The 26,938-nt window shown below is 68.8% G+C and carries 26 protein-coding genes; 7 read left to right on the plus strand and 19 right to left on the minus strand.

Features of this window, described 5'->3' with window-relative positions:
• Positions 1 to 64 precede the first annotated feature (64 nt).
• Positions 65 to 232: a hypothetical protein gene (locus AB0M48_RS40845; RefSeq protein ID WP_170176661.1), complete on the minus strand. Its 168-nt coding sequence runs from the start codon at positions 230 to 232 to the stop codon at positions 65 to 67.
• 209 nt (positions 233 to 441) lie between these two features.
• Positions 442 to 1,401 carry a hypothetical protein gene (locus AB0M48_RS40850; RefSeq protein ID WP_363853213.1) on the minus strand — a complete coding sequence of 320 codons (960 nt, stop codon included), beginning with the start codon at positions 1,399 to 1,401 and terminating at the stop codon, positions 442 to 444.
• A 324-nt stretch (positions 1,402 to 1,725) separates the two neighbouring features.
• Between AB0M48_RS40850 and AB0M48_RS40855 the strand changes: the two genes are divergently transcribed.
• Positions 1,726 to 2,484 carry a DUF4239 domain-containing protein gene (locus AB0M48_RS40855; RefSeq protein ID WP_363853216.1) on the plus strand — a complete coding sequence of 253 codons (759 nt, stop codon included), beginning with the start codon at positions 1,726 to 1,728 and terminating at the stop codon, positions 2,482 to 2,484.
• Here AB0M48_RS40855 and AB0M48_RS40860 read toward each other — a convergent pair.
• The 4 genes from AB0M48_RS40860 to AB0M48_RS40875 form a co-directional block, all read right to left on the minus strand.
• Complete coding sequence (locus tag AB0M48_RS40860) at positions 2,481 to 3,137, minus strand: EcsC family protein (RefSeq protein WP_363853218.1); 657 nt, start codon at positions 3,135 to 3,137, stop codon at positions 2,481 to 2,483. The genes AB0M48_RS40855 and AB0M48_RS40860 overlap by 4 nt on opposite strands.
• A 10-nt stretch (positions 3,138 to 3,147) precedes the next feature.
• Complete coding sequence (locus tag AB0M48_RS40865; RefSeq protein WP_363853220.1) at positions 3,148 to 5,676, minus strand: PEP/pyruvate-binding domain-containing protein; 2,529 nt, start codon at positions 5,674 to 5,676, stop codon at positions 3,148 to 3,150.
• A gap of 82 nt (positions 5,677 to 5,758) precedes the next feature.
• Positions 5,759 to 6,661 (minus strand): ADP-ribosylglycohydrolase family protein, encoded by a 903-nt coding sequence (locus AB0M48_RS40870; RefSeq protein WP_363853222.1) that lies wholly within the window; start codon positions 6,659 to 6,661, stop codon positions 5,759 to 5,761.
• 98 nt (positions 6,662 to 6,759) lie between these two features.
• Positions 6,760 to 7,311 carry a hypothetical protein gene (locus AB0M48_RS40875; RefSeq protein ID WP_363853225.1) on the minus strand — a complete coding sequence of 184 codons (552 nt, stop codon included), beginning with the start codon at positions 7,309 to 7,311 and terminating at the stop codon, positions 6,760 to 6,762.
• Positions 7,312 to 7,412: 101 nt separating this feature from the next.
• Between AB0M48_RS40875 and AB0M48_RS40880 the strand changes: the two genes are divergently transcribed.
• Positions 7,413 to 7,934 (plus strand): HNH endonuclease signature motif containing protein, encoded by a 522-nt coding sequence (locus tag AB0M48_RS40880; RefSeq protein ID WP_363853228.1) that lies wholly within the window; start codon positions 7,413 to 7,415, stop codon positions 7,932 to 7,934.
• Here the strand turns inward: AB0M48_RS40880 and AB0M48_RS40885 are convergent.
• From AB0M48_RS40885 to AB0M48_RS40900, 4 genes are all read right to left on the minus strand, one after another.
• On the minus strand, positions 7,921 to 8,514 hold the full coding sequence (locus tag AB0M48_RS40885) for a hypothetical protein (RefSeq protein WP_363853230.1): 594 nt from the start codon (positions 8,512 to 8,514) through the stop codon (positions 7,921 to 7,923). The two genes, AB0M48_RS40880 and AB0M48_RS40885, sit on opposite strands and share 14 nt — an antisense overlap.
• Before the next feature lie 195 nt (positions 8,515 to 8,709).
• Positions 8,710 to 11,532 (minus strand): vitamin B12-dependent ribonucleotide reductase, encoded by a 2,823-nt coding sequence (locus AB0M48_RS40890; protein ID WP_363853233.1) that lies wholly within the window; start codon positions 11,530 to 11,532, stop codon positions 8,710 to 8,712.
• 66 nt (positions 11,533 to 11,598) lie between these two features.
• Positions 11,599 to 12,069 carry a transcriptional regulator NrdR gene (gene nrdR, locus AB0M48_RS40895; RefSeq protein WP_266042139.1) on the minus strand — a complete coding sequence of 157 codons (471 nt, stop codon included), beginning with the start codon at positions 12,067 to 12,069 and terminating at the stop codon, positions 11,599 to 11,601.
• A 260-nt stretch (positions 12,070 to 12,329) separates the two neighbouring features.
• The gene (locus AB0M48_RS40900; RefSeq protein ID WP_363853238.1) at positions 12,330 to 12,614 is read right to left on the minus strand and encodes a hypothetical protein; all 285 of its coding nucleotides are present in this window, start codon (positions 12,612 to 12,614) and stop codon (positions 12,330 to 12,332) included.
• A gap of 243 nt (positions 12,615 to 12,857) precedes the next feature.
• Between AB0M48_RS40900 and lexA the strand changes: the two genes are divergently transcribed.
• Entirely contained in the window at positions 12,858 to 13,514 is a 657-nt protein-coding gene (gene lexA, locus AB0M48_RS40905; protein ID WP_363853382.1) for a transcriptional repressor LexA, read from the plus strand.
• On the opposite strand, the gene AB0M48_RS40910 is transcribed toward lexA, so the two are convergent.
• Positions 13,498 to 14,238 carry a helix-turn-helix domain-containing protein gene (locus AB0M48_RS40910; protein WP_363853241.1) on the minus strand — a complete coding sequence of 247 codons (741 nt, stop codon included), beginning with the start codon at positions 14,236 to 14,238 and terminating at the stop codon, positions 13,498 to 13,500. The two genes, lexA and AB0M48_RS40910, sit on opposite strands and share 17 nt — an antisense overlap.
• A gap of 125 nt (positions 14,239 to 14,363) precedes the next feature.
• Between AB0M48_RS40910 and AB0M48_RS40915 the strand changes: the two genes are divergently transcribed.
• Complete coding sequence (locus tag AB0M48_RS40915; protein WP_363853243.1) at positions 14,364 to 15,467, plus strand: cytochrome P450; 1,104 nt, start codon at positions 14,364 to 14,366, stop codon at positions 15,465 to 15,467.
• Between the two features lie 4 nt (positions 15,468 to 15,471).
• Here AB0M48_RS40915 and AB0M48_RS40920 read toward each other — a convergent pair whose 3' ends face one another.
• From AB0M48_RS40920 to AB0M48_RS40930, 3 genes are read right to left on the minus strand one after another with little or no spacing between them, the layout of a single operon-like run.
• Positions 15,472 to 16,422, minus strand: a complete 951-nt coding sequence (locus AB0M48_RS40920) for a hypothetical protein (protein ID WP_363853246.1) — start codon at positions 16,420 to 16,422, stop codon at positions 15,472 to 15,474.
• Positions 16,419 to 17,879, minus strand: a complete 1,461-nt coding sequence (gene hflX / locus AB0M48_RS40925; protein WP_319984322.1) for a GTPase HflX — start codon at positions 17,877 to 17,879, stop codon at positions 16,419 to 16,421. The genes AB0M48_RS40920 and hflX overlap by 4 nt, the downstream gene beginning before the upstream one ends.
• Positions 17,880 to 17,904: 25 nt before the next feature.
• Complete coding sequence (locus AB0M48_RS40930) at positions 17,905 to 18,405, minus strand: winged helix-turn-helix domain-containing protein (protein WP_319984321.1); 501 nt, start codon at positions 18,403 to 18,405, stop codon at positions 17,905 to 17,907.
• Positions 18,406 to 18,459: 54 nt separating this feature from the next.
• Here AB0M48_RS40930 and AB0M48_RS40935 point away from each other — a divergent pair, with 54 nt between their 5' ends.
• Positions 18,460 to 19,701 carry an MFS transporter gene (locus AB0M48_RS40935; protein WP_363853251.1) on the plus strand — a complete coding sequence of 414 codons (1,242 nt, stop codon included), beginning with the start codon at positions 18,460 to 18,462 and terminating at the stop codon, positions 19,699 to 19,701.
• Positions 19,694 to 20,575: an SMP-30/gluconolactonase/LRE family protein gene (locus AB0M48_RS40940; RefSeq protein WP_363853254.1), complete on the plus strand. Its 882-nt coding sequence runs from the start codon at positions 19,694 to 19,696 to the stop codon at positions 20,573 to 20,575. Before AB0M48_RS40935 ends, AB0M48_RS40940 begins: the two co-directional genes overlap by 8 nt.
• Before the next feature lie 33 nt (positions 20,576 to 20,608).
• On the opposite strand, the gene dapF is transcribed toward AB0M48_RS40940, so the two are convergent.
• The 3 genes from dapF to AB0M48_RS40955 are packed head-to-tail and all read right to left on the minus strand — an operon-like array spanning position 20,609 to position 23,003.
• Positions 20,609 to 21,430 (minus strand): diaminopimelate epimerase, encoded by an 822-nt coding sequence (gene dapF, locus AB0M48_RS40945; RefSeq protein ID WP_363853257.1) that lies wholly within the window; start codon positions 21,428 to 21,430, stop codon positions 20,609 to 20,611.
• Complete coding sequence (miaA, locus tag AB0M48_RS40950; protein WP_363853260.1) at positions 21,418 to 22,326, minus strand: tRNA (adenosine(37)-N6)-dimethylallyltransferase MiaA; 909 nt, start codon at positions 22,324 to 22,326, stop codon at positions 21,418 to 21,420. Before miaA ends, dapF begins: the two co-directional genes overlap by 13 nt.
• Entirely contained in the window at positions 22,323 to 23,003 is a 681-nt protein-coding gene (locus tag AB0M48_RS40955; RefSeq protein ID WP_363853263.1) for a hypothetical protein, read from the minus strand. Before AB0M48_RS40955 ends, miaA begins: the two co-directional genes overlap by 4 nt.
• A gap of 170 nt (positions 23,004 to 23,173) precedes the next feature.
• On the opposite strand from AB0M48_RS40955, the gene AB0M48_RS40960 reads away from it, so the two are divergent.
• Positions 23,174 to 24,520 (plus strand): DUF349 domain-containing protein, encoded by a 1,347-nt coding sequence (locus AB0M48_RS40960; RefSeq protein ID WP_363853266.1) that lies wholly within the window; start codon positions 23,174 to 23,176, stop codon positions 24,518 to 24,520.
• Between the two features lie 398 nt (positions 24,521 to 24,918).
• Here the strand turns inward: AB0M48_RS40960 and AB0M48_RS40965 are convergent, their stop codons facing one another.
• The gene (locus tag AB0M48_RS40965; protein ID WP_363853269.1) at positions 24,919 to 25,386 is read right to left on the minus strand and encodes a hypothetical protein; all 468 of its coding nucleotides are present in this window, start codon (positions 25,384 to 25,386) and stop codon (positions 24,919 to 24,921) included.
• Positions 25,383 to 26,864, minus strand: coding sequence for a tRNA (N6-isopentenyl adenosine(37)-C2)-methylthiotransferase MiaB (gene miaB, locus AB0M48_RS40970; RefSeq protein WP_363853272.1), 1,482 nt, complete (start codon positions 26,862 to 26,864; stop codon positions 25,383 to 25,385). The genes AB0M48_RS40965 and miaB overlap by 4 nt, the downstream gene beginning before the upstream one ends.
• Positions 26,865 to 26,938: the final 74 nt, after the last annotated feature.

Consider the following 26,938-nt stretch of genomic DNA (forward strand, 5'->3'; position numbering starts at 1 on the left):
GAGAGCAGGGGACGTAGCCGTTCGGCTACGTCCCCTGCCGGTGTCGCGCCTGGTTCGGCGTCGGCTACGCGGATCCTCCGCGGCGACGGGTCGCGAACTGGCGCGGGTGGACCAGTGGCACACGCTGCTGCGGCAGCTGGAAGTGCGTGTTCTGGTCCTGCTTGCCCCGCTTCTGCGCACGTCGCGCAGCGCGGTTGCCCGGCTCGGGCTGGGGTTGGGTGGTGTCAGGCATGCGAAAGCCTCCTCGCGGAGAGGGCGTGCAAAGGACACGGCGAAACGACGGCCGTGAGAGATGGACCCGCGCATGGGTCACCGGAGACGAGCGCGACGACGAGGTCGCGAGGGCAGCGTCGAGAGCGCTGCGAGGGCTTCATCAGATGAAGAGCATGTCCGCAACGCTAACGGCGCTGCCGCCTCGTGCCAACCGATTTAAATCGAGGTCTAACCCCGGCCCCGAGCGGCGGCCGCGCCGGCGCCGAGCATCACGAGGATGACGGTGACCATCGCCCACTTGCGGGACTTGGTCATCGGCGTCGTCTCCGGGTCGAGCGCGACTTCCTTGCGGGGCTCGGGTTTCTGACGCGCGGCACGCACCGGCACCGGTTGCCGCGGCGGAGCAGGAGGCGGCGTGGCCGTGGTGGCCGGAGGCGGCGGCACGACCGGTGCAGGCGCTGGGGCCGGAGCCGGGATCGGCACGGGAGGAGCGGGCGGTGTCGGGGGCGTCGGCACCTCGGGGCGGGGTGCCGGCGGTTTGACGCGCGGTGGCATCGGGTTCGGCAGGCAACCCGCCGCGTCGATCATGCCCATCTGCGGGCCGGTCGAGAGTTCCGCGGCCGTGGTGCCCGTGACGCGGTAGACGCGGCTGCGGCCCTTGTAGCCGTTGTTGACGGCGTAGACGGTGCCGGCCGAGTCGATCAGCACTGCGCCGTACGTCGACTTGCCGGGCAGCCCGGCGATCTCCGTCCTGGTCAGCACCCGCCCGGTCACCGGGTCGAACGACACGACCTCACCCGGCCCCACGCCCGCGGCCGACACCCCGGTCAGCTTGCCGCTCGCCGGGTCTGCGGTGAAGTCGTCGAGCGCCAGGGCGGGCCAGTCCAGCACCACGGTGCGCACGATCTTGAGATACGACGAGCTGGCCGGATCGATGTCGATTGAGTGCAGCCGGGCGTGGTCGCGCACGTAGAAGGTGGTGCCGACGACCGCGCCCGCCGACACGTCGTCAGTGCGGAACCAGTGCGCGTCAACGGGTCCGAGGTCGTTGACCGCGCCCTTGGTGTCGATCAGCACGACGTGCGACGGGTTCTTCCACCAGTGATGCCCCTTGGACGTGAGCCCCACCAGACGGCCCATCGCCGACGAGTACCCCAGTGCGTTCACCGCGTAGTCCAAGCGGGCCACTTCCGTCACCCCACCGGATGACACGTCCACTTTCGTGAACGCCGAAAAGTGTCCACGATGGGATGAACGTACTTGATAAGCATCACAGTTCTGCGGTGCGGCCTGAGCAACGGTGCTGGTGAACGGCGTGGAAAGCACCAATAGCGACGAGACCGCGCCCAACGCGAGCGAATCACGCCGCCACCGGTATGGAGTAGCCCAATACGACAACCGGGTATTTGTGCTGTTGCCGCGCATTCCCACCTGACCATTACTCGTTAACCAGACCGTGCTGTACCGGCCACAGTAGACCGTGGTCTAATCCCACACCAGAAAGGAGCCGAATTGAGCATTTACCTCAGCGGCACGCTCTGGGTTCTCGGTGCCGCCGCCATCTCCGCCGTTCTCGTCGTCATCACCCGGCGGTTCGGCTCGGCCGAAGTGGGCGAGAAGAACCTCGGCGCGGGCGGGTCGGTGTTCAGCATCGTCGCCGGCCTGCACGCGGTGCTCGCCGCGTTCATCCTGATCTCCCTGTTCGACTCGGCCAACGGCGCCGAGGAGCAGGTGCAGAAGGAGGCCAACGCGCTGGTCGCCGTCAACTGGTCGTCGGACTCGCTGCCGGAACCCGCGAAGTCGAAGGTCGACCAGCTGATCCGCGACTACGTGTCGATCGTCGTCGACGACGAGTGGCCCCGCATGCGCGAGGGCGAGGAGGTCGGGAACCAGGGCTGGACCACGTTGAACCAGCTCAAGGACACGATCTCGACGGCGACGCCGGACGGCGGCTGGCAGGAGGACCGCAAGGCCGAGGCGGCGAACCAGCTGTGGGAGGTCTACCAGGCCAGGCAGGAACGGCTGGACGCGGCGGACAACGGGGTCAACCCGGTCGTGTGGCTCGCGCTGCTGATCGGCACCGTGCTCTCGCTGCTGTTCCCGTACCTGTTCGGCGGGCCGACCCTGACCTCGCAGCTGCTGATCACGATCACGCTGAGCTCGACGCTGGTTCTGCTGCTGTTCGCGATCCACCAGCTGCAGAACCCGTTCAGCGGTGGCGTGCTCATCCCGCCGGACGCGTTCAGTTCCGCGCTGGACCGGCTGAGCTAGCGCGGATCGGTCGTTCCGTCCGCTTCCTCGATCTCAACGGACAGGACCTCGCCGTCGATGAACTTCGGCAATACGTCCGTCTGAGTGAAGTAGCGATTCGCGAATGCGCCGACCGCCCTGGTGGACGCGGCGTCGACGCCACCGCCGATGACGCCGCCCAGCAGCGGGACGCCCTTCGCCGCGACGGTGCCGAGTTTCTTCGTACCGTATTTTGTGATGAGTGCCGACGCGGCCTTCTTGGTGAACTGCTTGATGCCGACTTTCTTGAACAGCTCGGTTCCGGCATTGCCGAGAAGGCACAGCAGGATCGCCATCTGCACCTCGTCGCTGTCCACGTCGTGCCCGCGCACCGACGCGATGGACGCGATGAGGTGCGTCTGGATGACGTAGGTGGCGGCGACGTTGGACGGGAGCGAGATCGGCAGCGTGATCAGGCCGCCGAGGTTCGTGATGAAGCCCTGCGCGCCCGCCAGTGCCACGTGCGTGCGGATGAGGTGCTTGATCGCGGCGGTCTCGTCGCCCTTCTTGACGAGCGCGTCGGACGCCGCCTCGCGGGCGCCCTTGAACGGCCCGAAGCCGTCCACGCCCGCGCGCAGCAGGTAGTCGGCGATGCCCTGCTGGGCCTTGTTCAGCTCACCCTTGGACTCAGCCACGAACCCGACATTACGCGTCCGGCGGACGCTCTGAGACCTCAACCGGCGACTCCAGCGTGATCACCGCGCCCGTGCTGCCGTCCACGGTGATCCGCTCACCGGTCCTGATCCGCGTCACGGCCTCGCGCACGCCCACGACCGCCGGAATGCCGTACTCCCGCGCCACGACCGCGCCGTGCGAGTTCGCGCCGCCCATCTCCATCACCAGGCCGCCCGCCGTCAGGAACAACGGCGTCCACCCCGGGTCCGTCGACGGTGCCACGAGGATCTCGCCCGGTTCGAGGTGCGCGCCGACCGGGTCCATGACGACGCGCGCGATGCCGGTGATCGTGCCCGCCGACGCCGGTGTGCCGACGAGATCACCCTCCACCGGACCGCCGTGGTGCACGGCTTCCGGTTCCGTGCCGTCCGACAGCAGCACGCGCGGGATGTGCCTGCGTCGCATCTCGCGGTCGTAGACCTCGCGGCGCCCGGCCACGATCGGACGCAGATCTCCCTGCGGAGAGCGCATTTCCTCGAAGTTCAGGAAGAACACGTCGTCCGCGACGTCCAGCCGACCGGCCGCGACGAGTTCGGCGCCGATGGCGGCGATGCGCTTCCGAAGGGCGCCGAACAACGTGATGACCAGGTACTTCGGGTACTCCCGCAGGCCGGCGAGCAACCTGGTGCGGCGCAACGCGAAGCGCACGAACCAGCCTCGACCCCAGGCACGGCGAGCGAGCGTCTCGATCATCGCCTCGGCCTCGGCGGCACCGCGGGCGAAGACCGCGTCGGGGTGGCCCTGGTCGCCTTCCAGGCGCAGGAAGTTCTTGATGACGCCGATGACGTGCGCCGGGTCGTCGGACCACCGCGGCAGGCCCAGGTCGATCTCGGCGACGGCGCGGTGGCCCCACCGCGCGAGGAAGCGGTCGAGGGCGGCCGGGCGTTCGCCGTTCTGAAACTGCCGCAGCGCGACGGGATCGTGCCGGATCTCCTGCGCGAGGCCCCACATCGCCATGTCCATCTCGGTGGTGATGTTGTTCGGCAGGCCGCGCAGCACGGTCTGCAACTCCCCCGGCCTGGTCTTCACGACCTTGCCGACCAGGCCGAGCAGCGCGAACCCGACCAGGGCGGTGGGTGCGAGACGGGGCAGCACCGGCACGACGCACTGCTGCAGCGCCTGCTCGATCGGGAGGATCGCGGACTTCTCCAGGATCTGGCGTTCCAGCAGCAACGCGTCGCGCACGGCTTTCTCGGGGTTCGCCAGCGCCTTCATCACCGTCACGGGAACGCGGAAGCGGCGGGCGAGTCTGAGAACGCGCTTCAACGCGGGCGCCGACGAGGAGTTCCTGACCGCGAACCTCGGGTCGTCGAACAGGCCGCGCAGCACCTCGGAGGAGCGCGCCTCCATCACACCGAGCAGGCGCGTGATGAACTCACGGCCCACCGCGCTCTGCAACACCTTGGTGACGTCGAAGAAGATGCGCTCGCCGCTCTCCACATAGGACTTGCTCCGCACATCCCCGATCACGATCTCCAGGGCGGACTTGGAGATCTCCCGGAACGTCGCGCGCCCCATCGGTGTGATCGGTCGTTCGAGCCCTTGCGCGAGGCTGAAGCAGAAGTAGACGTGCGGGTTGCCGTCCGGGTTGTCCGGCAACGGGAACAGCGTCGTGATCGGCCGCGCCTGGGTGAGGTGCGGTTCGCCGTCGTCGTCGATCGCCCACTCGATGTCCTGCGGTGAGCCGTAATGCTGCTGCACCTCGCGGCCGAGGACGGCGAGCCCGTGGATCTGCCCGTCGGTGAGGCACTGCTCTCCGCTTTCGCCGACCTCCACGTGCTCGGTACCGCCACCGGGCAGCGAGCGGATGACCATCCTCTTGTCCCCCAGCCGTTTCTCGACGATCTCGCTGCCGTCGACGATGAAGTGGTCGGGGTTGACGGCACCGGACACCACGGCCTCACCGAGACCGGGACTCGCGTCGATGACGATCTGGTCGCGCGTGCCGGTGACCGGGTTCGCCGTGAACATCACGCCGGACACCGCGGACTGCACCATCCGTTGCACGACGACGGCCAGGTAGGTCGTGGTGTGGTCGATGCCGTTGGTGTCGCGGTAGCTGACCGCGCGGTCCGTCCACAGCGACGCCCAGCACCGGCGCACGGCGTCGACCACCTCGTCCTCGCCGACGACGTTGAGGAACGTGTCCTGCTGGCCCGCGAAGCTCGCGAACGGCAGGTCCTCGGCCGTGGCGCTGGACCGCACCGCGACCGGGACCCCGGAGCCGCGATCGTCGCCGAGTGCGCGGTACTCGGCGACGATCGCGTCCCGGATCTCCTGCGGCACCGCGGTGTCCAGCAACATCCTGCGGGCGTTCTCCGGACTGGTGCTCGCCAGCTCGCCGGCCCGCGCGACGGCGCGGTAAGCGTCGATGGTGACGCAGAAACCCTGCGGCACCGGCAGGCCGGCCCTGGTGAGCTCGCCGAGGTTCGCGGCCTTGCCGCCCACCTCGGCGAGCATCGTGCCGTTGATGGACTCGAAGCCGATGGTGAGCGTCATGGTCACCTCTCCAAGGTCTGCCTGAAGAGGAGGCTACGAGCATTCGGCCAAAAACTCAACACGTGATGAATAAGTCACGCCCTCAGGATTGAACCTCCTGATCAGAGCGCTCCACCCAGTCCGGAAGGGGCTCACGCTCCCGTCGCCACTCCTCCGGCGGGTTCGCGATGATGCCGCCGACGATCGCGGCCGTCGTGTCGACGTCACCGCCCGCCCTGACGCACGCCGTGATGGCCGCGCGGTAGTCGTCGAGGTGATGGGTGGCGACCCAGAGCGTGAACGGCACGGTGTCCTGCGCCGTCACCCGCGAGCCGTTGCCGAGGACGTACGCGGCCTCTTCGGCGTTGCCGATCTTGCGCGCCTTGTCGATCCCCTTGCGCACGAACGAGTCTTCGAGGTGGTCGAGCACCGTCCCGAGCAGATCCGGCGGAGGCGTGCCCGTCAGCCGCGCCTTCGCCGCGACGGCCGCCGCGTGTGCCACCGCGAGGCCGCCCATGACGCCCTCGGGATGCTGGTGCGTCACCTCGCTGGCCCGGATCGCTTGCGTCGTCACGGTTCGAGGGTCGTCGGCGAAGTACGCGCCCAGGGGTGCGATCCGCATCGCCGCCCCGTTGCCGCACGAGCCTTGACCGTCGAACGCGCTGGAGGCCGCCTCTTTCCACGGCGTGCCCTGCCGGATCTTGCGCAGGATGGTGAAAGCGCCCGCACCATACCCGCGGTAGGGCTCGCACCGATCGGCGAACGTCGCCGCGAGCCGGGTTTGGTCGACGTCGCCGTGGTCACGGAGCTCGGCGACGAGGTTGCAGGCCATTTCGGTGTCGTCGGTCCACTCCCACGGACCCCGTGGCGGCTTGCCGGCCACGAGGTCGGGCAACGAGCGGCCGACCATGAAGAACTGAGCGCCCAGAGCGTCGCCGACGGAGAGCCCGTCGAGCGAGGCGTATGCGAGGTCCAGGCGCGCACGAGTGTGCAGAACTATGCGCATCACCTGCGATTTTACCGGTTTGACCTACCCAAGGCACCTGGATTCGGACCTGCGCGAGCTCCGGTATTCCGTGGCGGACGCGCCGTTCGGAGAGGAGTTCATCGGGACAGCCCGGCAGGTGTGAAGACGAAGCTGTCGCGGAAGCCGCCGTCACCACGCCGCGTGGCCATCAGCCGCATCTCCGGCATGAAGTGGAAGAACACCAGCGCCCCCGAGCGGTCCGGGTAGCCGAGCGTCTTCGAGTACTTGGGATTCGTGCCGCCCAGCCACAACGGCGGCTCCCCGTACTCGGCGATCACGTCGTCGAGCAGGCAGTCCCGCTCCCCCAGCACACCGGGGATCCGGCTGTCGGCGTCGAGGGACAGCCAGCCCTGCCGGTGCGCGAGGTCCGCGTACACCGACGCCATGACGTCCTCGCTGCGGTGCCCGAGCGCCTCGTGCACCGCGCCGCTGACCATCGCCGCGTTCGCCGCGCCGCGCTTGACCAACGCCTCGAGCTCGATCTGCCACCGGTCCGTGCGGTCGTCGGCGAACGCCAGCGCGTCGAGCAGGGTGAGGATCACCGCCTCACCGCCGTACATGCCGGGACGCCGGACAGCCGCGTTGAGCTGACCGAGCAGGTACCGGCGTAAGTCGTCGAACGAAGGCATCTCTCCCCCTTAATGCGAGATGTTCTATCAGTTGCGGGTAGGCGAAACGGAATCGCCTTCATGACCGACAGGGGAGGCAGCAACAACTGGGGAAGGATCACATGAGCATCAGCAACCAGCAGATCGTCGCGTACTGGGTCGAGCACGAGGTCGAGCTCGTCATCGACTGGAGCACGGCCCACGAACGATGCTGGCGCTGCGGTTACAGGTCCTCACTGGAGCAACACCTCGTCGTGCCTGCGTCAATGGGTGGCAGTCGCACCGCGGACAACCTCGTGCTGCTGTGCGGGCGGTGCGTCGGCGAGTCGCCGAGCCACCAGGACCCGCGGTACCTGTGGCGTTGGCTGCGCGCGACGTCCGCCTCGTCCTACGACACGTACTGGACGTTGCGCGGGTGGGAGGAGTTCGAGGTCATCTTCGGCCGCAAGCCGCTGGAGTGCTTCGAGGAAGCGGCGGTCAACCACCGGTCGCTGAACGCCGAGTGCCGGGCGCTGGCGGCAGCCGAGTTCGCGAAGACCGTCGTGCGCTTCGGGGAGGGCCGGCTCAACCCGTCGACGATCGCGTGCGTCATCGCGGAGATCGAGAAGAAGCTGGCGGACCGCCACGGCATCAAGTTGCCGTGACGTCGACCAGGAGGGCTGGAACCCACAGGAAGACCTTCGGATCGCCGAGCCCGGAAGCCGTGAGCCACGCCGCGGCCCGGCGGGCCTCCTGCTCGTCCTGGATCAATCCCCATCTCCCCGGCCGAACGCCCGTCGCTTGCCGGACGTCGTCGACGAGCCCGCCGAGGCAGGTCCACGTGTGCCAGCCCCCGGTGTCGAAGCCGACCAGCTCGAAGCCCAGCGCTCGACCGGAATGGAGGTCGGGAAAGGCTTCGCGTCGAGCCAGACGTCCCACCACGCCGCCCGTGTCCGGGCCGTAGCCTGCATCGGCCATTTCCTGGAGCAAGGCCGGGGCGTCGGTCGCGGCAACGCCAACAGCGAGCACGTGCGGCCCTGATCGGTCTGCACGAACGCGCGACTGTTCAGCTGAAACCGGGTCATCGAACCAGTCGTCCCAGCCATCACGCTTCGCCGACACCAGATCCACGACGCAGTCGCTCATCGAGATCAGGTCAGCACTCAGCAGCCCCACGTCCTGCCAGTCCGCCCTGGCACCTCTCGCGACCACGAGGTAGCCCGCCAGGAGTTGATCGGTGTCCATCAGAACTTCCCTGTAGCCGGCGAAACCACGAACAGGTCAGGCAGAGCCGGGGCGTGTCCAGGACTGACTTGATCTCCCCCAGCTCACCAACACGAGGTGGGGACCAACCTTGCGGTTGACCCCCACCTCGACGTGCACGTCATGCGTTTGTGCGCACCTGGCTCAAAGTTGCATTAACGCAACTCGGCCTCAAAACTAGCTGCAGCCGGACGTGCTGCCGCAGCCCTCGCACAGGTAGCACGAGCCGGCCGGACGCATCTTCGTGCCGCAGGTCATGCACAGCGGCGCGTCGGCGGCCTTGCCCAGGTGCAGCTCCAGCAGCTCGGTCGAGCTGCCCACCTGCTTCGGCGTCTCGACGGCGGCCTCGACCTGCTTCGGCGCGGCCTCCACCGATCCGCGCAGACCCTCGAGGTCCACATCGGACGACGGTGCGCCGTACTCGCCGGCCACCTGCGCCGAACGCTCGTCGGCGGTGAAGATGCCGAGCTGCGCGCGCTTGTCGTAGGACAGGTAGTCCAGCGCCAGGCGGCGGAACAGGTAGTCCAGCACCGACGTCGCGATGCGCACGTCCGGGTCGTCGGTCATGCCCGCCGGCTCGAAGCGCAGGTTCTGGAACTTCGAGACGTAGAACTCCAGCGGGATGCCGTACTGCAGGCCCACCGAGATGGACATGGAGAACGCGTCCATCACGCCGGCCAGCGTGGAGCCCTGCTTGCCCAGCTTGACGAAGATCTCGCCCAGGCCGTTGTCCGGGTAGGAGCCGGCGTGCAGGTAGCCCTCGGCGCCGCCGACCGTGAACGACACGGTCTGCGACGGGCGCTTCTTCGGCAGGCGCTTGCGGACCGGGCGGTACTCGACGACCGTCTCGGTCTTGGCCTCGGCGCCGTTGTTCGCGCCCTTGCCGGCGGACAGCGGCTGGCCGACCTTGCAGTTGTCGCGGTAGATCGCGAGCGCCTTCAGGCCGAGCTTCCAGCCCTGGTAGTAGATCTCCTCGACCTCTTCGACGGTCGCCGTCTCCGGCATGTTGACCGTCTTGGAGATCGCGCCGGACAGGAACGGCTGGGTGGCCGCCATCATCCGCACGTGGCCCATGGGCGCGATGGAACGCTCGCCCATGGCGCAGTCGAAGACCTCGTAGTGCTCGCGGCGCAGGCCCGGCGCGTCGACGACGTGGCCGTGCTCGGCGATGAACTCGACGATGGCCTCGATCTGCTCGTCCTGGTAGCCCAGGGACTTCAGCGCGCGCGGCACCGTCTGGTTGACGATCTGCATCGAGCCGCCGCCGACGAGCTTCTTGAACTTGACCAGGGCCAGGTCCGGCTCGATACCGGTGGTGTCGCAGTCCATCATCAGGCCGATGGTGCCGGTGGGGGCCAGCACGGACGCCTGGGCGTTGCGCCAGCCGTTCTTCGCGCCGATCTCCAGGGCCTGCTGCCACGCCTCGGTCGCGACCTTGTGCACCGACGAGTCGTTCGCGTGGTAGGTGCGGATCAGGTCGTTGGCGGCGGCGTGCTTGCGCATGACGCGCTGGTGCGCCGTGGCGTTGCGCTTGTAGCCGTCGTACGCGCCGACCATGCCCGCGAGCTCGGCGGAACGGCGGTACGAGACACCGGTCATCAGCGAGGTGATGGTCGCGGCGAGCGCGCGGCCGCCCTCGGAGTCGTACGCGTGGCCGGTCGCCATCAGCAGCGCGCCGAGGTTGGCGTAGCCGATGCCGAGCTGGCGGAACTTGCGGGTGGTGTCCGCGATCGGCTCGGTCGGGAAGTCCGCGAAGCAGATCGAGATGTCCATCGCGGTGATGATCAGCTCGACGGCCTTGGCGAACGTGACGGCGTCGAAGCGGCCGTCGTCACCGAGGAACTTCATCAGGTTCAGCGACGCGAGGTTGCAGCTCGAGTTGTCGAGGTGCATGTACTCCGAGCACGGGTTGGACGCGGTGATGCGGCCCGACTCGGGGCAGGTGTGCCAGTCGTTGATCGTGTCGTCGTACTGGATGCCGGGGTCGGCACAGGCCCACGCCGCCTGGGCGAGCTTGCCGAACAGCGACTTGGCGTCGACGCGCTCGATGACCTCACCGGTCTGACGCGCGCGCAGGCCGAAGTCGCCACCGCTCTCGTAGGCGTGCATGAACTCGTCCGACACGCGGATCGAGTTGTTCGCGTTCTGGTACTGCACCGACACGATGTCCGCGCCGCCCAGGTCCATGTCGAACCCGGCGTCGCGCAGCGCGCGGATCTTGTTCTCTTCCTTCGCCTTGGTCTCGATGAACTCCTCGACGTCCGGGTGGTCGACGTCGAGGACGACCATCTTGGCCGCGCGGCGGGTGGCGCCACCGGACTTGATGGTGCCCGCGGACGCGTCGGCGCCACGCATGAACGACACCGGGCCCGAGGCGGTGCCGCCGGAGGACAGCAGCTCCTTCGAGGAACGGATGCGCGAGAGGTTCAGGCCGGCACCGGAGCCGCCCTTGAAGATCAGGCCCTCCTCGCGGTACCAGTTGAGGATCGACTCCATCGTGTCGTCGACCGCGAGGATGAAGCACGCGCTGACCTGCTGCGGCGAGGTCGTGCCGACGTTGAACCACACCGGCGAGTTGAAGCTGAACACCTGGTGCAGAAGCATGTAGGTGAGCTCGTGCTCGAAGATCTCGGCGTCCTGCTCACCCACGAAGTAGCCGTGCTCCTTGCCGGCTCCCACGTAGGTCTTCACGACGCGGTCGATCAGCTGCCGCAGCGACTGCTCGCGCTTCTCGCTGCCGACGGCACCGCGGAAGTACTTGCTGGTGACGATATTCGTGGCGTTCACCGACCAGAACTCGGGGAACTCGACACCGCGCTGCTCGAAGTTCACCGAGCCGTCGCGCCAGTTCGTCATGACGACGTCGCGGCGCTCCCACGTGACCTCGTCATAGGGGTGGCGGCCTTCGGTGGTGTAGACGCGCTGGAACTTCAGCGCGGCAGGCTTCGCAGCCGCCCGTGCGGCTGTCTTCTTGGCTGAGCCGCCGACGGTCTCGGTCACGGTGGATCTCCCTCGTACTGGTGCTTAGAAAAAGATGGTGGCTGCGCGCGCTCGGGGGCACGCGGATCACTGCTCCGCCGGTGTGTCCTCGGCGCGGGCAGTGCGAAGATCAAGGATTTCCTTCTCGAAGTCCTCTACCGAGGAGAAGGAGCGATACACGCTCGCGAAGCGCAGATAAGCGACCTCGTCGAGCTCGCGCAGGGGGCCGAGAATGGCGAGGCCCACCTCGTGACTGGCGATTTCCGCGCATCCGGTCGACCGGATCGACTCTTCCACCCGCTGGGCGAGTTGCTGGAACGCGTCCTCGTCGACCGGGCGGCCCTGGCACGCCCTGCGCACACCGACGACGACCTTGTCGCGGCTGAACGGCTCCGTCACCCCGGAGCGCTTGACCACGGCGAGAACCGCTTCTTCGACCGTGGTGAACCTGCGGCTGCAGCTGTTGCAGGAGCGGCGACGACGGATCACCTGTCCCTCGTCGACTTCACGGGAGTCGACCACCCGTGAGTCCGAATGACGGCAGAACGGACACCGCACGCCACTTCCCCCCTTCTCAGCGCAGCACCCATCGCAGCAGCCTCACTGGTCGGGTTACCCACAACCTGTGGACTACTTACGACGATGTAACCACTAGATGTAGGGGTAGAACCTAGATCGCGACGGACGGCAACGCAACTCGACACACCACTCGAACGGGGGAACGTTGCGCCGATCAGCGGCGATTACGCAAAAAAGCCCGCCGGTGACGGAGCGTTCACGTCACGGCGGGCATCGAAACACAAGATGTAGGGGCAGGCCTACGGGGTGACCCCCGCCTGCTGTAGGTAGAGCACGCCGAGCGCGACCACTGTCAGTGCGCTCAAGACGCCGACGGCGACGAGTTCGAACAGCGACTCGCGCTGCGGCCGGACCTCGCACGAGCTCCACTCGCGCGACGTGGGCACCGCGAGCGGACGCGGCCTGGTCGCCGGCCTGCGCGGCATGACACGAGGACCCGAACGGAGTGGACGCCCGGCTGCGACGTCCGCGTCCTCGACTACCCGCATCCGCTTCTCGACGAGCACCGCCATCACGACCTCCATCGCAGGTCAACCACCATGATCGAACAGGGGTTCGATCGAACGTCCGTGCGAATTTCTACCAGACCCGCCGTCCTGACGCCACAACACGCGCCCAAATACCTCGAACAGGTGTTTGATCTGTGCAGCAAACACGACTACCGTCGACCACGAAGATCGACGGAGGCCGGAATCCCATTCGAACTGGGGGCGGCGAGGAGGACAGCGACCGTGGCAGGCAAGACGATCGAGCCGGACCCAGCTCTTGTGGGCGCAGCGGTGAGTGAGATCGCGGGAAACGCCGGCCTTACTTTGCGCCAGCGCAAAGTGCTCGACGTGATTCGCGATTGGGTCGACCGATTCGGTTACCCGCCGAGCGTGCGTGAAATCGGTGAGGCCGTGGGCCTGACGTCGACCTCGTCGGTCGCGTACCAGCTCCGCGCGCTGGAGCGGAAGGGCTTCCTGCGCCGCGATCCGAACCGCCCGCGCGCGGTCGGGATGCTGCCCAACGAGATCGACGCGGGCCTCGACCCGATGTCCAAGCCGACGCCCGCGTACGTGCCGATGCTCGGCCGGATCGCGGCCGGTGGCCCGATCCTGGCCGAGGAGTCGATCGAGGACGTGTTCCCGCTGCCGCGCGAGATCGTCGGCGAGGGCGAGCTGTTCCTGCTGCGCGTCGTCGGTGACTCGATGATCGACGCCGCGATCACCGACGGCGACTGGGTCGTGATCCGCAAGCAGCCCACCGCCGACCAGGGCGAGATCGTCGCCGCCATGATCGACGGCGAGGCGACCGTGAAGACGTTCAAGCGCAAGGACGGGCACGTGTGGCTGATGCCGCACAACCCGGCCTACCAGCCGATCAACGGCGACGAGGCCACCATCCTCGGCAAGGTCGTGACGGTGCTCAGGCGTCTCCCGTAACTTCCCCGCGGGCCCGCTTCTTCTTCTCGAAGAAGTCGAGCCACTTGTCCCTGGTGGCCTCCATGTCCACCACGACGAACGCGAAGAACTGGCCCATGTCCTTGAGGCGGGCTCCGACCGGGGTGCCGAGACCGAAGATCTCGGCACCGTCCAGTCCTGTCTGCGCCCAGACCGAGTTGCGCTGGGCGCTGGACAGCCATGCCCGGTACCAGAGGTCGTCGCCCAGAAAGTAGCGCATGCGCTTGCCGTCGCGTTCCGCGCGCAACAGGTCCAGCTCCTGCAGGTAGGCGGTCGACCGCGAGACCGTTCCCGGGCTCACCGACAGCCGCAGCACCAGTTCCGTCGCGGACAGGCTGCCCCGGTCGGTCATGAAGATCTCCGCGAGGATCCGCGCCGCCGTGCGCGTCAGCCCGGTCTGCCGGAAGACGGCGACCAGCCTCAGATGGAACTCCTGCACCCGCGCCGGACTCCGGTCGAACGAGTACGCCTCCTCGTCGACGTCGAGGTCGTCGACAGCGGGCATCCGGCGCACGGCCCGCTCGCTCGCCGCACGGTGCGCGGCGCCCGGCCGGTAGTTGTTGTGACCACCGTTGCGAACCACTTCGCGCTGGATCGTCGATGCCGGCCTTTGCAACCGCCTGCCGATTTCGGAGTACCCCAGCCCGTCCCAGAGGAACTGGGCGATGAGCTGCCGTTCTTCTTCGTCTAGCCGTTTACCAGGCACGACACCATGGTGCCTTGCGCGTCAGGCCATTGCAATGAGTCTTTTGACTTCGTCCGCAAACGTTTTTAGCTTGCAGGGAGGGGAAAGAGACTCGTTGCAAGGGGGAAGCAATGCCACTGAGTCCGATGACGTACCCGGATGGGCACGTCGGCTGGCGGGCGCACGATCACGCGACTGTGCGCGCGGTGCTCGCGGACGGCCGGTTCAGCATCCGGCCGGATCTGATGCACAACCCGTTCGGGCCGGGAAGCCCTGGGGACGCGCCGCCGTCGCCGCCCGGTGCGTTCACCGATCACGACCCGCCGGACCACACCCGCTACCGGAGCAGGCTGACCGGTCAGTTCACGGTGCGGCGGATGCGGCTGCTCGCCGAGCGGCTCGAGGTGATCACGGCCGAGCACCTCGACGCGCTGGCCGCCCAGGGGTCACCCGCCGACCTGGTAGAGCACTTCGCGGTGCCCGTGCCGGGACTGATGATCTGCGAGCTGCTCGGCGTCCCGTACGAGCGCCGGACGGAGTTCCAGCAGGACGCGATGCTGCTGACCGGCGCGAGCGGTGCGGAGGCCGGCGAGGCCGAGGCGATGTTCGCCGCCTTCGGGAGGCTGCAGGAGTTCATGCTGGAGATGGTCGCGGCCAAGCGGGCTGAGCCGACGGACGACGTGCTGAGCGACCTCGTCAACTCGGAGGCGGGCGAGTCACCGCTCACCGACGACGAGATGGCGGCGATGGGCATGGCCTTGCTCGGCGGTGGGCTCGACACGACCACGAACATGTTGTCGCTCGGCACGCTGGAGCTGCTGCGTGAGCCGGCTCGGGTGGCGGCGATGCTCGCCGATCCCGGGGCTGCGGTCGAGGAGTTGCTCCGCTACATCAGTTTGACGCCCGCCACCGCGCGTACCGCGCTGGAGGACCTCGAGATCGACGGCGTCGTCGTGCGCGCGGGCGACACCGTGTTCGTCGAGCTGGGGTCAGCCAACCGGGATCCGGCGCGCTATGCCGACCCGGACGTGCTCGACCTGGCTCGGGGAGCGATCGGGCATCTCGCGTTCGGGCACGGCATCCACCAGTGCATCGGGCAACACCTCGCGCGGATCGAGTTGAAGATCGCCTTTCCCGGGCTCTTCAGCCGGTTCCCGAAGCTGCGGCTGGCCGTTCCGGAGAGCGAGTTGCCGCATCGGGCGAGTGTGGTGATCGGCGGCCTGGAACGGATGCCCGTCGCCTGGGACTGATCGGTCAGGCGCGGCGGCGCATACGCAGGCCGATGACCAGCGCGGCGATCAGCACGAGGCCGCCCAGGGTCAGCGCCAGCGGCCAGTTCTGCCAGGACGACGCCGCCGGCGGGGACGTCTCGGCCTGGTCGGCGGCGGGCGGCGGCGTCGTGGTCGCCGGCGGCGGTGGCTGGGCCAGGGCCGCGGCGCCCGCTATGGCGCGGATCGGGGTGCCGGCGCCCTCGGAGGCGGAGAGCAGGGTGCCGTCCGCGTCGAAGGCGATGTCCTCGCCCTGGGGTTCGTTCGGCAACGGGACGCGGACCGGGTCACCGGAGAGGGCCTTCACGACGTCGCCGTCGGGGACCGGGTACAGGTAGGCGTCGGTGTAGGTGCGCAGGGCGATGACGGAGCCGTCGGCGGTCGAGGCGGCTCCGGTCACCAGGCGCGAGTCGAGGGTGCCCTCCAGCGGGCCGCCAGGAGTGTCCGTCGACGACAGGGACACGCGTGTGACCTGCTCCAACGGCACCGATGTATCAGTTCGGAGGGGTGCCGTCGGGCGGTATACGAGTGCGGACCCGAGGGGTTCCTTCGTGATGATGTACGGCGTACCGGACTTGTCGATGAACAACGCCTCGGCGTCGTGTTTGCCGTCCGGATAGGTGACGCGGAACCGCTCCACGGCGCCCGAAGGCGAGACCTTGTGCAGGGCGACCGTGGAGCGGGACTTGTTGTTGTCGCCGGTGTCGGACGCCCAGAGGGTGCCGTCCGGCGTCATCGCCAGGTCTTCGACGTCGAACGGGTCGACGGGCGCCGTGATCGTGCGTTTCACGACGCAGTCGCGACCCATGACCTGGATGCGCAGCGTGCCGTTGTCGCTGTCGCTGACGGCGAAGAACTGTTTCCCGTCGGACGTGAGCCCGGAGAGCTCCTGCATTGCTACCGGGCACACGTCCACCGGTGGAGGCGGGAGGATCAAGCAGGCGTCCCGTTCGTCGCGAACTCCTCGAGCACGTCGGCCAGGTCCGGGCGCACGCGGGCGTTGAGCAGCGTGCCCGACTCCGTGTGCTTCTCGGACAGCACCTCACCGTCGCGGTGCACGCGGGCCACGACCTCGCCACGCGCGTACGGCACGAGTGCCTCGACCACGACCTCGGGATGGGGCATCAGCTCGGCGATGCGGACCCGCAGCTCCTCGATGCCGAGGCCCGAGTGCGCCGACACGAACGACGCGTCCGGGAACAGGTGCCGCAACCGGGCCATGCCGAGGTCGCCCACGGCGTCGATCTTGTTCACGACGAGCAGCTCACGCGGCATCGGCGTGTCGGTCTTGTCGTTGATCTCGGAGAGAACCTCGCGCACGGCCTTGACCTGCTTCTCCGGCATGCCGTCGGAGCCGTCGACGACGTGCACGAGCAGATCGGACTGGCCGACCTCCTCCAACGTCGAGCGGAACGCCTCGACCAGCTGGTGCGGCAGGTGCCGGACGAAGCCGACCGTGTCCGTCAGCGTGTACGGCAGGCCTTCGGGGGTCAGCGCGCGGCGCGTCGTCGGGTCGAGGGTGGCGAACAGCGCGTCCTCCACCAGGACACCCGCACCCGTCAGCGCGTTGAGCAGCGACGACTTGCCCGCGTTCGTGTAGCCCGCGATCGCGACGCTCGGGATCTCGTTCGCCGTGCGGCGGCCCCGCTTGGTCTCGCGGATGACGCCGATCGCGGCGATCTCGCGGCGCAGCTTCGAGATGCGCGCGCGGATCCGGCGACGGTCGGTCTCGATCTTGGTCTCACCGGGACCACGCAGACCCACACCGCCGTTGCCGCCACCGGCACGACCACCGGCCTGCCTCGACAACGTCTCACCCCAGCCGCGCAGGCGCGGCATCAGGTACTGCAGCTGGGCCAGCTCGACCTGCGCCTTGCCCTCCTTGGACCGCGCGTGCTGCGCGAAGATGTCCAGGATGAGCGCGGTGCGGTCGATGACCTTGACCTTCAGCTTCTCCTCCAGCTGACGCAGCTGGCCGGGAGAGAGCTCACCGTCGCAGATCACCGTGTCCGCGCCGGTCGCCTGCACCACGTCACGCAGCTCGGAGACCTTGCCGGAGCCGATGTACGTCGCCGCGTCGGGCTTGTCGCGCCGCTGCACGACGCCCTCGAGAACCTCGGAACCCGCGGTTTCGGCGAGGCGGGCGAGCTCGGCCATCGACGCGTCGGAGTCCGCGGCGGTGCCCTCGGTCCACACCCCGACGAGCACGACCCGCTCCAGCCGGAGCTGCCGGTACTCGACCTCGGTGATGTCCTCGAGCTCGGTGGACAGGCCCGCGACACGGCGCAGCGCGGCGCGCTCGACACGTTCGTAGTCACCCGTCGAGAAGTCTTCCTCTTCCCAGGTGGCGTCGAACTCCGGGTCGAACTCTGTGCTCTGGATGTTTTCCGTCATTTGCCCTTCATCGTCCCACGGACAGTTAGTCCCCCGGATACACCGCGAGGTAGATCGCCACACGGGGAACATCCGGCTTGACCGGTTGTGCGGCCAGCTCATCCATCAACGACGCGAGCCTCTGCTTTAGTTCCTCGGGGTCGACGGTGACGACCAGACGGCTCTGATCCACGTCACTGAGCCCGATGTCGGCAACCTCGCCGAGGAAAGCGTGCAGCATCGCCTCGCCGACGGCGACCACATTTTCGCTGTTGTCGAGCTGCCACGACAGCCCTGTCGACCGATAGGGGATCTCTTTCGCTCCCCGATTGCCCGCGCGGGCCGGCATCGCCTCCAGGAATCCCGCGGCGACGAGCTTGCGCACGTGGTGCAGCGTCGTGGCGGGGTCCTTGCCCAGCCGCTGCGCCAGCTCCTTGTTGGTGAGCGGGCGGTCGAACGTCATGCGGATCATCCGCAGCCGCAGGTCAGAGCTCAGCGCGGCGGCTTCCTCGCTCGTCGCGGGACGTCGTTTTCGGGAGAGTGGCACGAGCCCAGTCTAAGTGATTGACAGTTTCCAATCACTCAGCGCAGACTCCTCGGCATGGCGCTTTGGGGGCATCACGACTTCCGCCGGCTGTGGATCGGCGACACCATCAGCCAGTTCGGCGCGAGCGTCGGCATCACGGTCATACCGCTGCTCGCGGCCGGTGTGCTGAACGCGACACCGTTCGAGATGGGCCTGCTCGCCGCGGCGAGCACGGTCGCGTTCCTGCTGATCGGACTGCCCGCGGGCGTCTGGGTCGACCGGATGCGCCGCAAGCCGCTGATGATCGCGATGGACGTCGCCCGCGCCGCGCTGATGCTGAGCGTGCCTCTCGCGTGGTGGCTGGGAGTCCTCGACCTGCCGCAGCTGATCGTCGTGAGCCTCGCGATCGGCGTGTGCACGGTCTTCTTCGACGTCGCCTACCAGTCGTACCTGCCGTCTCTGGTGGGACGCGACCAGCTCGTCGAAGGCAACTCGAAACTGCAGGCCAGCATGTCCGTGGCCGAGGTGTCGGGACCGGCGATCGGCGGCTACGTGGCGCAGTTCCTCGGCGCGGCCAACGGCGTGCTCGCGACCGGCCTCGGCTACCTGAGCTCGGCGTTCTTCCTGTTCCGGATCAGGACCGCGGAGTCCGTGCCGGAACGCCACCCCGACCCGCACCTGCGCCGCGAGGTCATGGAGGGGCTGCGGTTCGTCTTCGGCAACGCCACCCTGCGCAAGATCGTGGCCTGCACCGGCACGTCGAACTTCTTCCACGGCATCCAGAACGCCGTCAGCGTGCTGTTCCTGCTGCGGGTCGCCGGGCTGAACGAGGGCACGGCGGGTCTGGTCTTCAGCGCGAGCGGTGTCGGCGGCGTGCTCGGCGCGATGGTCGCGCACCGGCTCGGCGTGCTGATCGGACAGGCCAGGCTGATCTGGCTCGTACCGGTGCTGACCTGGCCGTTCGTGTTGCTGATGCCGTTCACCGAGCCGGGCTGGGGCATCGTGTTCGCGATGGCGGGGCTCGCGGTCAGCGCGTTCGGCGTCGTCGTCTACAACGTCGGCCAGGTGAGCTACCGGCAGGCGATCTGCCCCGACCACCTGCTGGGCCGGATGAACGCCTCGATCCGCTGGGTGGTCTGGGGCGCGACACCGCTGGGCGCGCTGCTGGGCGGCGGGCTCGGTTCGTGGATCGGGATCGTGCCGACGCTGTGGGTCTCGCTCATCGGCTCGGTGGCCGGGATGGGATGGGTGCTGTTCTCGCCGTTGCGGTCTATGCGCGACCTGCCGGCCCCGGCTAGCGTCGAGGCCCATGGCTGACACCACGGTGCTGCGGGACGGTCTCCACTTCGGCGAGGGACCGCGACGCGGCCCCGACGGCCGCCTCTTCTACTCCGACTTCTACGCGGGCGAAGTGCACGCCCTCGACCTGACGACCGGCGAGGACGAGGTCGTCGTCGCCTTCGACGGCCAGCCCTCAGGCCTCGGCTGGCTGCCCGACGGACGCCTGCTCGTCGTGTCGATGCTCGACCGGACTGTCCGCCGCCTCGAAGGCGACGACCTCGTCCTGCACGCCGACCTGTCGGATATCGCCACCTTCCACGCGAACGACATGCTCGTGGACGCCGAGGGCCGCGCGTACGTCGGCAACTTCGGCTTCGACCTGCACGGCCTGATCGACGACGTCGGCATCCCGCGACTGCTCGAACCGGACTTCGACCCGCAGGGCGCCGCGCTCGCGCTCGTCCAGCCCGACGGCTCCGTCAGCGTCGTCGCCGAGGACCTCAAGTTCCCGAACGGCATGGCGCTGCTGCCCGACCCGACGGGCGAGTCCGAGAGCGGCACCATCCTCGTCGTCGCCGAGACCGTTGCATTCCAACTCACTTCGTTTTCGGTCGACCGCAACGGATCGTTGCAAAACCGCAGGGTGTGGGCCGATGTGAAGGAGTTCGGGATCGCACCGGACGGGATCGCGGGCGACGGGGACGGCGTGTGGGTGGCGCCGGCGTTGCAGCCGGCGGCGTTCCGGGTGACCGAGGGCGGCAAGATCACGCACCGGGTCGAGACGACGCAGACGGTGTTCGCCGTCGCGGTCGTCGACGACCACCTCGTGTGCCTGACGGCCCCGGACTCGAACCCGAGCGTGGTCAAGCCGGAGAGGCTCGGGAAGATCGAGATCTACCGGCTCAACTGATATGTCGGTTCGAATCGATATATCGGATATCAGTTACGCGAGGGCGTCCCACCATGACTTGTCGAGTTCTCCGCGGGCGACGAGCACGACAGGTCCGGTAAGCGTCGACGTCGTCGGCTCGATGGTCACGAACACCTGACCCCCGAGGACGTCGACGGTCGCCGAGCCGGTGGTCCTGCCCTGGCCCGCGAGCCAGGAGGCGACGCACGCGACCGTGCCGGTGCCGCACGAGCGGGTCTCGCCGACGCCGCGCTCGTAGACGCGCATGCGCAACGCGCCACCGCGAGCCGACTCGGGATCGAGCACGTTGATGAGCTCGACGTTCACGCCGTGCGGGAACATCAACGGGTCGAAGCCGGGCGGCACGGTCAGGTCGAAGCTGTCGACCGGGACGTCGGTGACGCACGCCAGGTGCGGGTTGCCGACGTCGACCGCGAAGCCGCCGATGCCGGCGCCGCCGACCGCGGCGATGGACGTGCCGGTGACCCGCGCGGGGCCCATGTCGTTCGTGACGGAGCCGTCCGGGTGCGTGGTGACCGTCTTGTTGCCCGCGCGCGTGGCGACGACGAACGAGCCCTGCGGCTGGTGGCCCGCGTCGACCAGGTAGCGGGCGAAGACGCGCAGGCCGTTGCCGCACATCTCGGCGATGGAGCCGTCGGCGTTGCGGTAGTCCATGAACCACTCGGCCCCGGACTCGACATCGGCGCGCACGACGCGCAGCACGCCGTCCGCCCCCAGGCCGCGCTGCCGGTCGCACAACGCCTGCACCCGAGCGACGGTCAGGTCCAGCTGGTCATCGAGGTCGGGCAGGACGACGAAGTCGTTCTCCGTGCCGTGCCCCTTCACGAACTCCACGGCACAAGGCTACCGGCGGCGTCCACGAGGTCCGGGCGAGCACCGTCGAGCCAGGTGATGCGCTGGTCACGCCGGAACCACGACCGCTGCCGGCGCACGAACCGGCGGGTGGCGCGTTTGGTCTCCTCCGCGGCGAAGTCGATCGTGCAGGCTCCGTCCATTGCGGACAGCACCTGCTGGTAGCCCAGAGCGCGTGAGGCGGTCTTGCCGTCACGCAGCCCGATCCGGACGAGGGCGCGCACCTCGGCTTCCAGGCCATCGGCGAACATCTGGTCCACCCGCAGGTCGACCCGCGCGTCCAGTTCGGACACCTCGCGGTCGACGCCGATCTGGACGGTGCCGTAGCGCGCGGGGCCGGGCTTGGGGAGGTTCGCCGAGAACGGTTGCCCCGTCAGCTCGATGACCTCCAGCGCGCGCACGATGCGACGGCCGTTGGACGGCAGGATCGCGATCGCGGCGGCCGGGTCGAGCTCTTGCAGGCGCCGATGCAACGCCTCGGACCCTTCAGAGGCCAGTTCGGCCTCGAAACGCAGGCGCACGGCGTCGTCGGTGCCGGGGAACTTCAGGTCGTCGAGCACCGCCTGCACGTAGAGCCCCGAACCACCGACGAGGATCGGCGGGCGCCCCGCCGCGAGCAGGTCCTCGACGACGGCCCGCGTCTCCCGCTGGTAGGCGGCCACGGACGCCGTCTCGGTGACGGACAGGACGTCGAACAGGTGGTGCGGCACTCCCCGGCGCTCGGAGACGGGCATCTTCGCCGTGCCGATGTCCATGCCGCGGTAGAGCTGCATGGCGTCCGCGTTGACGACCTCTCCGCCGAACCGCTCCGCGAGCGCGACGGCCAGGTCGGACTTGCCGGTCGCGGTGGGTCCGACGACGGCGATGGGCGTGATCAAGGGCGCTCCCAGACTGCGACGTGGTAGCCCACGCCGAACGGTGCGAAGAACTCGGCTCCGGAGCAGCGCCACGGTCCGGGCACGCCGGCGAGGACCTGCCACGCCGCGCGGCCCTGCGCGCCCAGCTCGCGGGCGAGGTCGAGGTCGAGGCCGAGCAGGCCGTCCACGTCGGCGGTGGCCAGCGAAGTGTGGACCAAAGCGTCGAAAGGTCCCGAACGCTCGTCGTCGGAACCGGGTGAGCGGGGGCCGTGGCGGGTGGAGCCGTCACCGAGGATCAGCAGGCCGCAGTCCTCCGCCGCCAGTTGTCGTCCAAACGAGACACAGCCGGAAACGGGCAAATCACGGGGAACGAGTTCAACGCGTGACACCTCGACTCCGCAGCGTTCGCGCAGCCACGCGGTGACCAGCACGGGCAACGGAACGTCGGCATCCGGCGGCAGGTCACCGCCGAGTGACACCGGCAGATCGACCCCATAACCGAGGAATGTTCCCGACAACGGGGGCACGTACGTAGCACGATCACCATCACCCACCGCCACCGCGACCCACGGACCGGGCAGTTTTCCTGCTGCGGCAAGGGTTGCGGCGCGCACGGGCTCGGTCTCGAGGGCGGCTCCCACGACCAGTTCTGGCACCAGGAGGGGTGGGTGCGGCACCACCACAGCGCGGGTGATCACAACGAACGAGGCTACCTATCGTGGACTCCCAGTACCGAGTCGAGCTCTGACCTGTTTGAATGCGCGCGGGGAACTGGGGACGAGAGACCCTCCAGCGCCCGTATTGCATCGGCCCCGCCAACGGCGGGGCGCCCGTGGCAGGCACGGGCGTCAGATGGGAGGAACCGGCGATGTCGGAGCAGGACAGCACACCGGAGGCCGTGGCCCAGGCCACCCCCGTGGAGGTCGTAGCCGAGGGTGTGGTCGAGGAAACGCCGAAGGAGACCGCGCAGGCGACGCCTCCGGCCGTCCCCGTGGCGTCGGACCACCCTGACCGCTGGGGGCGCGTGGACGCCGACGGCACCGTGTACGTGAAGACCGAGGACGGCGAACGTGCTGTCGGGTCGTGGCAGGCCGGTGAGCCGGTCGAGGGCCTCGCGCACTTCGCGCGGCGCTTCGACGACCTGCGCACCGAGGTCGAGCTGCTCGTGTCGCGGCTCAAGTCCGGCGCCGGTGACCCCAAGCACGCCCTGACCAGCGCGAAGCACGTCAAGGAGCAGCTCGCCGAGGCCGCCGTCGTCGGTGACCTCAAGGCGCTGGCCGCCCGCGTCGAGTACGTGCTTCTCCAGGCCGAGGCCGGCATGGAGAAGGCGAAGGAAGCCAAGGAGGCCGCCCGAGCCCAGTCCGTGGCGCGCAAGCAGGCGCTGGTCGACGAGGCCGAGTCGATCGCGAACGAGTCGACCCAGTGGAAGGTCGCGGGCGACCGGCTGCGCCAGATCCTCGACGAGTGGAAGACCATCCGCGGCGTCGACCGCAAGACCGACGAGCAGCTGTGGCGCCGGTTCTCGAAGGCGCGCGACGCGTTCAACCGCCGTCGCGGCTCGCACTTCGCGGACCTCGACCGCCAGCGCACGGTGGCGAAGTCCTCCAAGCAGTCGCTGGTCGAAGAGGCCGAGAAGCTCGTCGACTCCGACGACTGGGGCCCCACGGCCGCTCGCTACAAGGAACTGATGGTCGAGTGGAAGGCCGCCGGGCGTGCGCCCAAGGAGGCCGACGACGCGCTGTGGCAGCGTTTCCGGGCCGCGCAGGACGCGTTCTTCCAGAAGCGCTCCGAGGCGTTCAGCGAGCGTGACGCCGAGTTCACGGCCAACGCGAAGCTGAAGGAGGAGCTGCTCGCCGAGGCCGAGGCCATCGACCCGTCGGGCGACCTCGAGGCGGCGCGCAACGCTCTCTACAAGCTCCAGGAGCGCTGGGACGCGATCGGCAAGGTGCCGCGCGAGCGCATCCGCGAGCTCGAGGGCAAGCTCCGCGCCATCGAGGAGCGGGTCCGCGGCGCGGTCGACGCCCAGTGGCGCCGGTCCGACCCCGAGGCCGAGGCCAGGGTCGCGCAGTTCCGCGAGCGCGTGGAGCAGTTCGAGGCGCAGGCCGCCAAGGCCCGTGCCGCGGGCGACAAGCGCCGCACGGAGCAGGCCGAGGCGCAGGCCGCCCAGTGGCGCGAGTGGCTCGCCGCCGCTGAGCAGGCGCTGGCGACCCGCTAGTTCGTGACGCCCTGCAGGGCCTCTCTCCCGTGCGGAGAGGGGCCCTCAGGCGTTTCTAGCGGGCAATGCGCCACTTCTGGTCGGCGTGGCACGTGCACAGCGACACGATGAGCCAGGTGCCGTTCTCGTACGAGCCGTCGTTCGCGGTTCCCAGGCAACGGCCGGACGCCACGTGCGAGAGCTGGCACCAGGTACCCCGGACCGTCGGTCGCGGGCTTCGCCGGGGCCGGCGGTGGTGGAGGTGGCGGCGCCACCAGGGTCGCGGGGACCGGCACCGGCTTCACGGTCGCCGGCCGGCACCGGACCCGCGGTCACCGCCGAGGCCGCTGTGCGTGGTGTTCGCGCTGCCGTCCACCGCATCCGTCACGCCCAGCGAATCGAGGGCGCGCCGGGAATCATCACAGCTGGGGCGGCCGCGAAGCCGCGATCTTCACCCACTTCACCAGGAGCACGATCACCGCGATCACCGCGATGATCAACCCGATGCCGGGGCCGGGACCGATGGTCTTGTTGCTCGTCGTCGTCTGCTGCGTCCAGATCGACAGCACGCCGATGATCGAGCCCGCGAACAGGCCCAGCGAGCACACCCACGCGAGGCCCCAGCGCCGCACCGCGAGCGTGATGCCGGAGCCGAGCACACCGACGCCCAGCGCGAGGTACGAGAACAACCTCGGCAGGAACAGGTCCGACTCACCGAGCACGACCGCCAGCCCCGTGTGCTCCCCGACCCACGGCAGGATCAGCGACACCAGCAGAGCCAGCACGGCGATCGAGATGGTCAGCGCGCCCGTACCGGGGTCGATGCGCTTGGCCGCCTGGTGCTCGACGGCGTCGATCTCCTTGCGCAAGAAGTCCTCATCACTCACTGGGCCGCGCACCCCGAGACGGCGGGAAGGGGCTCGGGCGCCCCGAACGACGGCAGACCGAGGCCGATGCCCGCGGTCTTGGGCTTGATACCGGCCTCGGAACGGTCACCGGCCTTGGTGCGGCGCCACGACAGCGGTTCGCCGTCCGCGACGAGGTAGTGCGGGGCCGCGTACGTCACGACCGTCTCGACGACGTCGCCCGGACGCGGAACCGTCGTTCCCGGCGCGAAGTGCACGAGACGGCCGTCGCGCGCACGGCCGCTCATGCGGAGCGTCTCGGCGTCGCGCTTGCCCTCGCCGGTGGCGACGAGGACCTCGACCGTGCGGCCGACCTGCTCGATGTTCAACGAGTGCGTCATCTCGTTCTGCAACGCCACGAGACGGTCGAAGCGCTCCTGCACGACGGCCTTGGGCAGCTGGTCCGGCAGGTCGGCGGCCGGAGTGCCGGGGCGCTTGGAGTACTGGAACGTGAACGCCGACGAGAAACGGGCCTGGCGCACGACGTCGAGCGTGCCCTGGAAGTCCTCTTCGGTCTCACCGGGGAAGCCGACGATGATGTCCGTGGTGATCGCGGCGTCCGGCATGGCGGCGCGGACCTTCTCGATGATCCCCAGGTACTTGTCGGTGCGGTACGAGCGGCGCATCGCCTTGAGCAGGCGGTCGGAACCGGACTGCAGCGGCATGTGCAGGCTGTGGCACACCGCCGGCGTCTCGGCCATGGCGGCGATGACGTCGTCGGTGAAGTCCTTGGGGTGCGGTGAGGTGAAGCGCACGCGCTCCAGGCCGTCGATCTCACCGCAGGCGCGCAGCAGCTTGCCGAACGCGAGCCGGTCGCCGAACTCGACGCCGTAGGAGTTGACGTTCTGCCCCAGCAACGTCACCTCCAGCACGCCCTCGTCCACGAGCGTCTGCACCTCGGCCAGCACGTCACCGGGACGGCGGTCCTTCTCCTTGCCGCGCAACGACGGCACGATGCAGAACGTGCAGGTGTTGTTGCAGCCCACCGAGATCGACACCCAGCCCGAGTAGGCGGAGTCGCGCGCGGCGGGCAGCGACGACGGGAACGTCTCCAGCGCGTCGAGGATCTCGACCTGCGCCTCGGAGTTGTGGCGGGCGCGATCGAGCAGCACCGGAAGCGACCCGATGTTGTGGGTGCCGAACACGACGTCGACCCACGGGGCGCGCCGGACGATCTCGCTGCGGTCCTTCTGCGCGAGGCAGCCGCCGACCGCGATCTGCATGCCGGGGTTCGCCGTCTTCTGCGGGGCGAGGTGGCCGAGCGTGCCGTACAGCTTGTTGTCGGCGTTCTCGCGGACCGCGCAGGTGTTGAAGACGACGACGTCGGGCTGCTCGGCCTCGGTGGCCCGCTCGTAGCCCGCGTCTTCGAGCAGACCGGCGAGCCGCTCGGAGTCGTGCACGTTCATCTGACACCCGAACGTGCGGATCTGGAAGCTCTTGCGAACCTGCGCGGTACTCACACGAACACGATAAACCCTGGTCAGTGGCCCGAGTTTCGCGGACCGCGCAAAGCCGGGCCCATCCGCACCGTGAC

The sequence above is a fragment of the Lentzea sp. NPDC051208 genome (genome assembly GCF_040682435.1).
In the GTDB taxonomy this organism is placed as follows: domain Bacteria; phylum Actinomycetota; class Actinomycetes; order Mycobacteriales; family Pseudonocardiaceae; genus Lentzea; species Lentzea kristufekii.

Excerpts from the sequence above, each read along its gene's own strand:
- AB0M48_RS40845 (WP_170176661.1), bottom strand. The coding sequence starts at position 232 with ATGCCTGACACCACCCAACCCCAGCCCGAGCCGGGCAACCGCGCTGCG.
- AB0M48_RS40865 (WP_363853220.1), bottom strand. The coding sequence starts at position 5,676 with ATGACGCTCACCATCGGCTTCGAGTCCATCAACGGCACGATGCTCGCC.
- AB0M48_RS40870 (WP_363853222.1), bottom strand. The coding sequence starts at position 6,661 with ATGCGCATAGTTCTGCACACTCGTGCGCGCCTGGACCTCGCATACGCC.
- AB0M48_RS40875 (WP_363853225.1), bottom strand. The coding sequence starts at position 7,311 with ATGCCTTCGTTCGACGACTTACGCCGGTACCTGCTCGGTCAGCTCAAC.
- AB0M48_RS40880 (WP_363853228.1), top strand. The coding sequence starts at position 7,413 with ATGAGCATCAGCAACCAGCAGATCGTCGCGTACTGGGTCGAGCACGAG.
- AB0M48_RS40885 (WP_363853230.1), bottom strand. The coding sequence starts at position 8,514 with ATGGACACCGATCAACTCCTGGCGGGCTACCTCGTGGTCGCGAGAGGT.
- AB0M48_RS40900 (WP_363853238.1), bottom strand. The coding sequence starts at position 12,614 with ATGGAGGTCGTGATGGCGGTGCTCGTCGAGAAGCGGATGCGGGTAGTC.
- AB0M48_RS40915 (WP_363853243.1), top strand. The coding sequence starts at position 14,364 with ATGACGTACCCGGATGGGCACGTCGGCTGGCGGGCGCACGATCACGCG.
- hflX (WP_319984322.1), bottom strand. The coding sequence starts at position 17,879 with ATGACGGAAAACATCCAGAGCACAGAGTTCGACCCGGAGTTCGACGCC.
- AB0M48_RS40935 (WP_363853251.1), top strand. The coding sequence starts at position 18,460 with ATGGCGCTTTGGGGGCATCACGACTTCCGCCGGCTGTGGATCGGCGAC.
- AB0M48_RS40940 (WP_363853254.1), top strand. The coding sequence starts at position 19,694 with ATGGCTGACACCACGGTGCTGCGGGACGGTCTCCACTTCGGCGAGGGA.
- AB0M48_RS40960 (WP_363853266.1), top strand. The coding sequence starts at position 23,174 with ATGTCGGAGCAGGACAGCACACCGGAGGCCGTGGCCCAGGCCACCCCC.